Source organism: Nonomuraea sp. KM90 (assembly GCF_052246675.1).
Taxonomy (GTDB): Bacteria; Actinomycetota; Actinomycetes; order Streptosporangiales; family Streptosporangiaceae; genus Nonomuraea.
Map to the genome: position 1 here is coordinate 275,531 of NZ_JBQQCB010000005.1, position 10,045 is coordinate 285,575.

Sequence of the window (10,045 nt, forward strand, 5' to 3'; positions counted from 1 at the left end):
GGCCTCCCCATGTGCGTTGGTTTGCCCGCTGATCTTCCAGCGTACTCCCGGCGCGTGGGACAGGAGAGACCGTATTTGTCGGTGAGAGCTGTTAGCTTGCTGCGACATGCGGATCCTGCACACCTCCGACTGGCATCTGGGGCGCTCCTTCCATCGCGAGAGCCTGCTCGCGGCGCAGGCGGCGTTCGTCGACCACCTGGTGGAGACGGTGCGGGCCGAGCGGGTCGACGTGGTGGCGGTGGCCGGCGACGTCTACGACCGGGCGCTGCCCCCGGTGGACGCGGTGGCCCTGCTCGACGAGGCGCTCGGGCGGCTGCGCGCGGCCGGGGCCCGGGTGGTGCTGATCAGCGGCAACCACGACTCGGCGCTGCGGCTGCGGTTCGGCTCGGCGCTGTTCGAGGCCGCCGGGGTGCACGTGCGCACCACGCCGGACCAGTCCTGGGAGCCGGTGCTGGTCGACGACGTGGCCTTCTACGGCATCCCCTACCTGGAGCCGGAGCTGGTGCGGGCGGCCTGGGAGCTGCCCGACCGCGGCCACACCGCCGCGATCACGCACGCGATGACGCGCATCAGGGCCGACGCGGCCCGCCACCGCGCCTCCGTGGTGCTGTCCCACTGCTTCGTGACGGGCGGGCAGGCCAGCGACAGCGAGCGCGACATCAGCGTGGGCGGGGTGGCCCACGTGCCGCTGACGGCCTTCGACGGGGTCGACTACGTCGCGCTCGGGCACCTGCACGGCCGGCAGCGCATGTCGGAGACCGTGCGCTACTCGGGCTCGCCGCTGGCCTACTCCTTCTCCGAGGTGGGCCACGTCAAGGGCTCGTGGCTGGTCACGCTGGGGGAGGAGACCGACTTCGTGCCCGCCCCCGTGCCCCGCCCGGTCGGCCGGCTGCGCGGAGACCTGGACGACCTCCTGGCCGACCCCGCATACACCCGCTACGAGGACCACTGGCTCCAGGTGATCCTGACCGACGCCGTCCGCCCCAAGTCCGCCATGGACCGGCTGCGCGCCCGCTTCCCCCACACCCTCGCCCTCTCCTTCGACCCGGTCGGCGCCGCCCCCGCCGCCCAGCCGGTGGCCGTCAGCGGGCGGCCGGAGGCGGAGGTCGCCCTCGATTTCGTCCGGGAGGTGCGCGGCGAGCCTGCCGCACCTGAGGAGGAAGACCTGCTAAGACAGGCCATCGAGGCATCGAGGGTGAAGGAGACGATGGCGTAGATGCGGCCGCACCGGCTTTCGCTGACGGCGTTCGGGTCGTTCCCGGGCACCGAGACGGTCGACTTCGACGCCCTGGCCGAGGCGGGCCTCTTCCTCGTCCACGGCCCCACCGGGGCCGGCAAGACCACGATCCTCGACGCGCTGTGCTTCGCGCTCTACGGCCAGGTGCCCGGGCAGCGCAACAGCGCCCGCAGCCTGCGCTGCGACCACGCCCCGCCCTCGGCCGGGCCGTCGGTCACGCTTGAGGTGACGATCCGCGGCCGTTTACTGCGCATCCAGCGTTCCCCGGCCTGGCAGCGGCCGAAGCTGCGGGGGTCGGGGTTCACGGAGGAGAAGTCCAAGGTCGTCCTGTCGGAATGGCGGGGCGCTGACTGGCACGGGCTGACCACCCGCCTCGACGAGGCCGGCGACCTGGTGGGCGGGCTGCTCGGCATGAACGCCGCCCAGTTCTGCCAGGTGGCGATGCTGCCGCAGGGAGACTTCGCCAAGTTCCTGCGCGCCGACGGGGACGAGCGGTCGAAACTGCTGGAGCGGCTGTTCACGGTCAAGATCTTCACCCAGGCCGAGTCGTGGCTGGCCGAGCACCGCAAGCTGGCCTGGCGGGAGGCGCAGGAGCTGCGGCAGCAGGTGGACTTCGCCATCAAGCGGGTGGAGGAGGTCGCGGGCACCGACCTGCCCACCGCCCTGCCCACCGCCCTGGCCCGTCCCACGGAGACCCCTTCCGGCTCGCCCCCACCTGAGACACCGTCGGCCCTCTTCGACTGGCCTGCCTCAGCGGGCAGCGGTCCCGGCCCGCGCGACGGCACCTCCGCCACATCGCATGCCGCGTCCGCCGGCCGGCAGACCGCCATGACCTCGGATGGCGGCGGCGTGCGGGCCGGTGGGCCTGCCACCGGGCTGACAGCCGATGAAGGCGACGGAGACCCCGGCGACGTGCCGACGCCCGACTCCGATCCGTTGCGGTGGGCGGGAGCGCTGCTCGACGCCGCGCGGGCCGTCGTGGCGCGGATGGACGAGGAGCACGCCGCGGCCGGTCAGGCGGTGCGCGGGGCGCGCATGCGCTTCGAGGCCGCCGCCGCCCTGGCCGAGCGTCAGCGCCGCCACGCCGAGGCGCTCACCCTGCGCCGGACCCTCGACGAGCGCTCCGACGAGCGCGCCGACCTGCAGGCCATCCTCGACGACGCGGCCAGGGCGGACCGCGTGGTCCCGCTCATCACGGCGGCCCGGCAGCGCGCGGAGGCCGCCACGAAGGCCCGCACCATGGCCGCCGACGCCCTCGCCCGAGCCCGCCCCCTGCTGGCCGCCACCCGCACGACCCCGCAACGCCATGCGGACACTCCCGCCACCGGCCCGGCCACGAGCCCCGGCTCACCTGCCGCGGGCCCCGGTCGGCCCACCGCGGGCCCCGGTTCGCCCACTGCGGGCACCGGTTCGCCGGCCACGGGCATCGGTTCGCCGGTGGGGAAGGAGCCGTCCGTCGCGGAGCTCGCGGCGTTGGAGCGGCAGCGGCAGGACGAGATCGCGCGCCTGTCGGAGCTGCTCACCGAGGAGGCCCGGCTGTCCGTCGTACGCCGTGACCTGCTCCGCGTCGAGGCCGAGCTGGCCGAGCTGGTCGGTGCCGACGAGGCCGTGGCCATGCGGCTGGCCCAGCTGCCCGAGCTCATCGAGCGGGCCGAGGCCAGGCTCGCCGAGGCGCGGCTGGACGCCGCCAGGATCCCGGCCGCCCGCACCATACGCGACGCCGCCGCCCACCTGATCGAGATCGACGAGGAGCTGGCCCGGCTGGCGGTGGAGCTCGACGCGCTGGCACAGCGCGAGGCCGAGGTGGCCGCCGCCGAGGCCGAGCTGCCCGAACGCATCGCCGACGCCGGAGCCGCCCTGGCCGAGGTGCGCGCGCAGGCGGCGGCCATCCCCGCGGCGGCCGCCGGTCTCGACGCCGCCAGGGCCGCCCTCGACGCCGCCCACCGCCGCGACGCCCTGGCCGCCGAGCTGGAGGTGGCCGTCGCCACCCACCAGGTGCTCGTCGACCAGGCACAGAGCCTGCGGGAGCGCTGGCTCGACCTGCGGCAGGCCCGCATCGACGGCATGGCGGCGGAGCTGGCCCGCGACCTGTCCGACGGGCAGCCGTGCGCGGTCTGCGGCTCCGAGCACCACCCCCACCCGGCCTCCCCGGCGCCGAGCGCCCCTTCCCCCGACGACGAGCACGAGGCCGAGACCGCCCACGAAGCCGCCCTCGCCGAGCGCGAGGCCGCCGAGCGGGGCCTCGCCTCGCTGGAGTCCCGGCACGCCGCCGCCGTCGAGACCGCCGGTGACCTCGACGTGGACACGGCCGGGGCGCGGGTGGAGCAGGCCGAGGAGGAGGTGGCCCGCCTCCGGGCGGTGGCCGACCGCGAGCCCGCCCTCACGGCCGCGCTCGAACGCGTGGAGACCGAGCGGGAGCAGGTCCGCGACCAGGCCAAGGAGCTCGCCGAGACCCTGGCCGCCCACCGTGCCCACCACCGCCACCTGCGGTCGGAGCGCGCCCGCGGCCACGCCCAGCTCGCCCAGGCGGGTGCGGCCGGGGACGCCCGGTTCGCCGCCGAGGGCGCGAGCGGCGCCGAGGTGGACGGGGCCGCGGTGCTGGCGGCGGCGGAGCGGGAGCTGCGGAGGCTGGAGGGGTCGGCGGGCCAGGAGCCGGCGCTGGCCCGGGAGGCGGCCGGGCTCAGTCGGGAGCGGCAGGAGCTGGAGGAGCGCGGTCGCCGGGTGGCCGCGCGGCTGGCGGCGTGCCGCACCCGGCACGAGGAGCTGAGCGGGGACGCCGGGCGGCTCACCGCGCGGCTCGACGCGGCGCGCGGCGGCGACGACACGCTGACCGCCCGTCTGTCCAGGCTCAACGACGAGGCCGAGCTGCTGCGCGAGGCGCTGGAGGCCACGCAGGCGGCGGTGGCGGCTCGGGACGAGCTGGCCAGGGCCAGGGCAGTGGCCGAGGAGGCGGCGGCCGAGGCGGGGTTCGGGGACGTGCGGGAGGCGGAGGCCGCCTACCGGAGCGTGGCCGAGCGGGAGGGCAAGGCGGAGCTGCTGCGCAGGCTGGACGACGAGCATGCCGCCGTCAGCGGCGTGCTGGCCGATCCCGAGCTGGTGGCCGCCGCCGCGGAGCCCGCGCCGGACCTGGCGGCGGTCCAGGCCGAGCGGGACGCGCTGGAGGAGACGTACACGCGGTTGTCGAGCGCCCGCGACCGGGCGGCGGCCAGGGCGCGGCGGCTGGAGGAGTTGCACGCCGAGCTGTCGGCCCACATCGAGCGCTGGCGGCCGGCGGCCGACCGGCATCGGCTGGCCGAGCGGATGGCGGCGCTGGCCAGCGGCACCTCCGGCGACAACCAGTGGAGCATGAGCCTGTCGTCGTTCGTGCTGGGCGAGCGGCTGCGGCAGGTGGTGGACGCCGCGAACGAGCGGCTCGACCACATGTCGGCCGGCCGCTACCTGCTGCGGCACGACCTGCGGAAGACGGCGGGCTCCCGGGGGCGCGCGGGCGGCGGGCTGGGGCTGCGGGTGGCCGACGGCTGGACCGGCGTCGACCGCGACCCGGCGACCCTGTCCGGGGGCGAGAGCTTCGTCACCTCCCTGGCCCTGGCGCTCGGGCTGGCCGACGTGGTCACGGCCGAGGCGGGCGGCGCGGAGCTGGGCACGCTGTTCGTGGACGAGGGGTTCGGCACGCTCGACGAGGACACGCTCGACAGCGTGCTGGACATCCTCGACGGGCTGCGGGACGGCGGGCGCGCCGTGGGCATCGTCAGCCACGTGGCCGAGCTGCGGTCGAGGATCACGGCGCAGCTCAGGGTCACCAAGACCCGTACGGGATCGACGGTGAGCGCGGTGGGAGTCGGCTGAGCGGCTTGGCGCTACCCTGGACCGCGCCGAGATCTACGAAGGAGCTGGCCGAAATGCGCGTCGTCGTCACCGGAGCCCATGGCAAGGTCGGCAGGGCGGCCGTCAACGCCCTGGTCGAGGCGGGTCACGAGGTGACCGCCACGGACCTCACACGTCCGGTCTGGGAGCGGCACGACCCGGGCACCCCCCGCTACGTGCAGGCCGACCTGACCGACGCGGGAGAGGCGTTCGCCGTGACGCGCGGGGCCGAGGCGGTGGTGCACGCCGCGGCCATCCCCGACCCCACCGCCAACCCGCCGCAGGTGGTGTTCCAGAACAACCTGATGGCCACGTTCAACATGATCGAGGCCGCGGTGCGGTTCGGCGTCCCGCGGTTCGTGAACATCTCCAGCGAGACCGTGCCCGGGTTCTTCTTCCCGGAGCGGCCGTTCCTGCCCGACTACGCGCCGGTGGACGAGGAGCACCCGATCCGGCCGCAGGACCCGTACGCGCTGGCCAAGCACTTCGGCGAGCAGCTCATGGACGCCGCGGTGCGCCGCTCCGACATCAGGTGCATCTCGCTGCGGCCGAGCTGGGTGCAGCACGAGGGCAACTACGAGCGCAATCTAGGCCCGCAGATCCGCGACGCCGCCCAGATCGGGGCGGGGCTGTGGAGCTACATCGACGTGTACGACCTGGCGGACGCGATCGTGCTGGCCGCCGAGTCCGACCTGCCCGGCCACGAGGTGTTCTACATCGCCTCGCCGGACAACGCGGGCGGGCACGACTTCGCCGAGGCGCTGCGCCGATACCACGGCGACCGGATCGAGCTGCGGCCGCTGGCCCGCCCCGACGCCTCGGGCATCTCCTGCGCCAAGGCCCACCGCCTGCTGGGCTGGGCCCCGAAGCGGTCGTGGCGCGACTACCTCGACGAGGACGGCCACGCCCGCCAGAGGTGAGCGTCAGGGGCAGGGGTGGTAGCGCAGCCAGACCAGGCCGTCGGGCAGGCTCTGCGCGGCGACCAGGGTGAGCGGCGCGGCGGCGGGGTGATCGCCCCACCAGCGGCGGGTGGCACCGTCGCCGGCCAGGCACGGGTGGACGAGCAGGCTGACCTCGTCCACCAGCCCGTCCGCCATGAGAGCGCCGATGAGCCCGCCGCCGCTGTCCACCCGTACGACGCCGATCCGGTCCTCGCGGCCGAGCGTGCGCAGTGCCCCGCCCAGATCGACGCGTTCGGCGCCCGTGACGAGCTCCCGCACCTCCCGGCCGGGCGGGCGCGGGGGAGTGTCGCGGCAGTGCAGGGCCACGACGCCGGACCAGTGGCCGGCCGCACGCAGCGCGTCCCAGGCGCTGACCCGGCCGCGGCCGTCCACGACGGCCAGCAGCGGTCCGTCCGCGGCCGGTCCGGGCCGCTCGGCCGTGGCCAGGGCCGGCTCCTGGGCGAGGATGGTGTCGGCCCCGGCCAGGGTGAGGTCTTCCTCCCAGGTCCGGGCGAGCTGGTAGAAGCCGGCGACATCCGGCTGGAATCCCGTGGTCGCTCCGTCCAGGGAAACAGCGACGTGCGCTACCACGTAGGGGCGTTCCGTACCTGAAGGCATGGCCTCACGCTACTCAACGCGGCCGATCAGTCGAGGGAGCCGATCAGGTCGGGCAGCGCGGCGGGGTGGTGGAAGAGCGTCGCGCCCAGGCCCGTCAGGCGGGAGGCGGGGGTGAGGCCGCCGGCGAAGGCCAGGCAGCGCATGCCCGCGCTCACCGCCGCCGCCACCCCGAACGGGCTGTCCTCCACCACCACGCAACGCTCCGGCTCGGCCCCCATCGTGGCCGCGGCGTGCAGGAACAGGTCGGGCGCGGGCTTGCCCCTGGCCACGTCCTCGGCGCTGAACACCCTCCCGGCGAACCGGTGAGCCAGCCCGGTCAGCTCCAGGCTGCGGCGGATCGTGGTGTGGCGGCCGTTGGAGGCCACGCAGGAGGGGATGTCGAGGGCGTCGAGCGCGTCCTCGATGCCCTCGATCGCGCACAGCTCGGCCTTGACGGCGGCCGCGAAGTCGAGATTGACCTGCTCGCGCCAGCCCGGCGGCGTCTGGCCGACCTGCTCCTCCCAGTATTCGGGAGTGCAGCCGACGAAGCGCTCGGCGTACTCGGCCTCGTCGATCGTCCAGCCCAGGCGGCGCAGCGCGGCCGTGCCCACGCGTACGGCGATGGGCTCGCTGTCCACGAGCACCCCGTCACAGTCGAAGATCACCAGTTCGACGGCCAAGTCATGTTCCCTCCAGGTATATGAAACGTAACATTGCGCAGGTGGTAGCGTCTTCGTACCACTTCACAAGACGCTAGTCCGCATAGTGAGACGCGTATGACGACCTCCCCCCTGACCGCGGCGCCGAGCAGGACGAGGATCGCGGCCGCCAGCCTCATCGGCACCGCGATCGAATTCTATGATTTCTACATCTACGGCACCGCGGCGGCCCTGGTGCTCAACACCGCGTTCTTCCCCGGCATGGACCCGGTGGCGGGCAGCCTGGCGTCGTTCTCGACGTTCGCCGTGGCGTTCATCTCCCGGCCGCTCGGCTCGGCCGTGTTCGGGCACTGGGGCGACCGGGTCGGCCGCAAGTCCATGCTGGTCGTGTCGCTGCTGGTGATGGGGCTGTCCACGGTCGCGATCGGGCTGCTGCCCGGCTACGCGGCGATCGGCGTGCTCGCGCCGGTGCTGCTCGTGCTGCTGCGCTTCACGCAGGGCATCGGCCTCGGCGGCGAGTGGGGCGGCGCGGCGCTGCTGGCCACGGAGCACGCGCCGCCGGGCAAGCGCGGCCTGTACGCGATGTTCCCGCAGCTCGGCCCGTCGGCCGGGTTCATCGTGGCCAACGGACTGTTCCTGATCCTCGGCGAGGTGCTGAGCGACGAGCAGTTCCAGGGGTGGGGCTGGCGGCTGCCGTTCGTGGCGAGCCTGCTGCTGGTGATCGTCGGCCTGTACGTACGGCTGAAGATCTCCGAGACCCCCGTCTTCAAGGCGGCCATGGACCAGCACCGGATCGCCAAGGTGCCGTTCGCCGGGCTCATGCGGCACCAGTGGCGGCGCGTGCTGCTCGGCGCCGGCGCCATGACCATCGCCTACACCCTCTTCTACACCGCCACCACCTACTGCCTGGCCTACGGCACCACGACGCTGGAGATCCCGCGGACCACGATGCTCGGCCTGACCATGGTCGGGGTGCTGTTCATGGCGGCGGGCACGGTGGTCTCCGCCATGGTGTCCGACCGGCTGGGCCGCCGCCGCACGCTGATCGCCGGGACGGCCGTGGCCATCGCGTGGGGGCTGGTGATGTTCCCGCTGATGGAGACGCGCTCGGTCGCCCTGGTCGGGCTGGCGCTGACCGGGGCGCTCGCGCTGATGGGGCTGATCTTCGGGCCGATGGGTGCGTACCTGCCGGAGCTGTTCAGGACCGAGTATCGCTACAGCGGCGCGTCCGTCGCCTACAGCCTCGGCGGCGTGCTCGGCGGCGCGGTGCCGCCGCTGGTGGCCACGAGCATGCAGGCGAGCGGGCTCGGCGTAACGGCGGTCGGCGGGTACGTCTCCGCGATGGCCCTGCTGAGCCTGCTCTGCCTGCTCGCCCTGCCGGAGACGGGCGACCGGACGTTGTGACCACGTCCGGCCCTTCCGGCTGGACCTGCCGCGGAAATCTTCCTCGGCGGTTTCCCGGCAGATGTCACAAAACGCTGGCCCTGTCGTGTCCTTGTGGCGGAAAGCCCGAAAGGAGACAGGGCAATGAGGAAGCACATTCTGATCGTCGGTGGCGGATATGTCGGCATGTACGCCGCCAGGGGGCTGCGCAGGCTCATCCGTTCCGGTGAGGCGCGCGTCACTGTGGTGGATCCCCGCGGCTACATGACCTACCAGCCGTTCCTCGCCGAGGCGGTCGGCGGCTCGATCGAGCCGCGCCACGTGGCCGCCCCGCTCGGACAGGTGCTCAAGGGCGTGCGGGTGCTGACCGGGCGCGTCACGCGGGTGGACCACGGGGAGCGCACTGCCGAGTTCCAGCCGCCGCAGGGCCCGGCCAGGACGATCCCGTACGACATCGTCGTCATGGCGGCCGGCTCGATCACCCGCGCGCTGCCCATCCCGGGGCTGGCCGAGCACGCGGTCGGCTTTAAGACCATCGGCGAGGCCGTGCACCTGCGCAACCACGTGCTGGCCCAGCTCGCCGCGGCCACCTCCACCGACGACGAGCGGGTGCGGCGCAGGGCGCTGACGTTCGTGGTGGTCGGGGGCGGGTTCGCCGGCGTCGAGGCGCTGGCCGAGATGCAGGGACTGGCCGACGAGGCCCTGCGCTACCACGACGGGATCGAGCCCGGCGACCTGAGCTGGACCCTGGTCGAGGCCAACAACGGCATCCTGCCCGAGCTGCACGGGAACCTCGGCCGCTGGACCGTGGACGCGCTGCGCAAGCGCGCCGTGGACGTGCGGCTCGGCGCCCGGCTGACCTCGGCGGCCGGCGGGGTGGCGGTGCTCTCGGACGGGACCGAGCTCGACGCCGGCACCCTGGTGTGGGCGGCGGGCGGGCGGCCGAGCCCGCTCGCGGCGGCCAGCGGGCTGCCGGTGGACCGCATCGGGCGGATCACCGCGACCGAGTACCTCACGGTGGCGGGCGTCGCCGACGCGTTCGCGGCCGGTGACGGCGCCGCCGTGCCGGACCTGACCCGGCCGGGGGAGTTCACCGCGCCCAACGCCCAGCACGCGGTACGGCAGGGCAAGCTGCTGGGCCGCAACCTGGTCGCGTACGTGCGGGGCCAGCGGCTCAAGGCGTACCGGCACGTCTACCTCGGCTCGGTCGCCGGGCTCGGCCACCGCCAGGGGGTGGCCCAGGTGCACCGGATCAAGCTCACCGGCTTCCTCGGGTGGCTGGCGCACCGGGCGTACCACCTGGGCTGGGTGCCGACTGCGCGTAACAAGGCGGCGGTGCTGGCCGACTGGGCGCTGGCCTCGCT

General features: G+C 74.3%; 7 protein-coding genes. 5 read left to right on the top strand and 2 right to left on the bottom strand.

What is annotated here, in order from left to right; genetic code table 11:
* Positions 1 to 106: 106 nt before the first annotated feature.
* From ACTWPW_RS09170 to ACTWPW_RS09180, 3 genes are read left to right on the top strand one after another with little or no spacing between them, the layout of a single operon-like run.
* Positions 107 to 1,216 carry an exonuclease SbcCD subunit D gene (locus ACTWPW_RS09170; protein ID WP_443168430.1) on the top strand — a complete coding sequence of 370 codons (1,110 nt, stop codon included), beginning with the start codon at positions 107 to 109 and terminating at the stop codon, positions 1,214 to 1,216.
* Entirely contained in the window at positions 1,217 to 5,083 is a 3,867-nt protein-coding gene (locus ACTWPW_RS09175; protein WP_443168431.1) for an AAA family ATPase, read from the top strand.
* 53 nt (positions 5,084 to 5,136) lie between these two features.
* Positions 5,137 to 6,021 (top strand): NAD-dependent epimerase/dehydratase family protein, encoded by an 885-nt coding sequence (locus tag ACTWPW_RS09180; protein ID WP_443168432.1) that lies wholly within the window; start codon positions 5,137 to 5,139, stop codon positions 6,019 to 6,021.
* 3 nt (positions 6,022 to 6,024) lie between these two features.
* On the opposite strand, the gene ACTWPW_RS09185 is transcribed toward ACTWPW_RS09180, so the two are convergent.
* Together ACTWPW_RS09185 and ACTWPW_RS09190 are read right to left on the bottom strand one after the other, a co-directional pair.
* A complete protein-coding gene (locus ACTWPW_RS09185; RefSeq protein WP_375118800.1) occupies positions 6,025 to 6,660 on the bottom strand; it encodes a dihydrofolate reductase family protein in 636 nt (211 codons plus the stop codon).
* Positions 6,661 to 6,686: 26 nt separating this feature from the next.
* Positions 6,687 to 7,319, bottom strand: coding sequence for an HAD family hydrolase (locus ACTWPW_RS09190; RefSeq protein ID WP_375118801.1), 633 nt, complete (start codon positions 7,317 to 7,319; stop codon positions 6,687 to 6,689).
* A gap of 96 nt (positions 7,320 to 7,415) precedes the next feature.
* Between ACTWPW_RS09190 and ACTWPW_RS09195 the strand changes: the two genes are divergently transcribed.
* Both ACTWPW_RS09195 and ACTWPW_RS09200 read left to right on the top strand, forming a co-directional pair.
* On the top strand, positions 7,416 to 8,702 hold the full coding sequence (locus ACTWPW_RS09195; RefSeq protein WP_443168433.1) for an MFS transporter: 1,287 nt from the start codon (positions 7,416 to 7,418) through the stop codon (positions 8,700 to 8,702).
* A gap of 123 nt (positions 8,703 to 8,825) precedes the next feature.
* Positions 8,826 to 10,045: NAD(P)/FAD-dependent oxidoreductase (locus ACTWPW_RS09200; RefSeq protein WP_443168434.1), on the top strand; the 1,220-nt coding region annotated here is incomplete at its 3' end.

Bases quoted from the DNA above. Each gene is read 5' to 3' on its own strand.
- ACTWPW_RS09170 (WP_443168430.1), top strand. From the start codon at position 107: ATGCGGATCCTGCACACCTCCGACTGGCATCTGGGGCGCTCCTTCCAT.
- ACTWPW_RS09175 (WP_443168431.1), top strand. From the start codon at position 1,217: ATGCGGCCGCACCGGCTTTCGCTGACGGCGTTCGGGTCGTTCCCGGGC.
- ACTWPW_RS09180 (WP_443168432.1), top strand. From the start codon at position 5,137: ATGCGCGTCGTCGTCACCGGAGCCCATGGCAAGGTCGGCAGGGCGGCC.
- ACTWPW_RS09185 (WP_375118800.1), bottom strand. From the start codon at position 6,660: ATGCCTTCAGGTACGGAACGCCCCTACGTGGTAGCGCACGTCGCTGTT.
- ACTWPW_RS09195 (WP_443168433.1), top strand. From the start codon at position 7,416: ATGACGACCTCCCCCCTGACCGCGGCGCCGAGCAGGACGAGGATCGCG.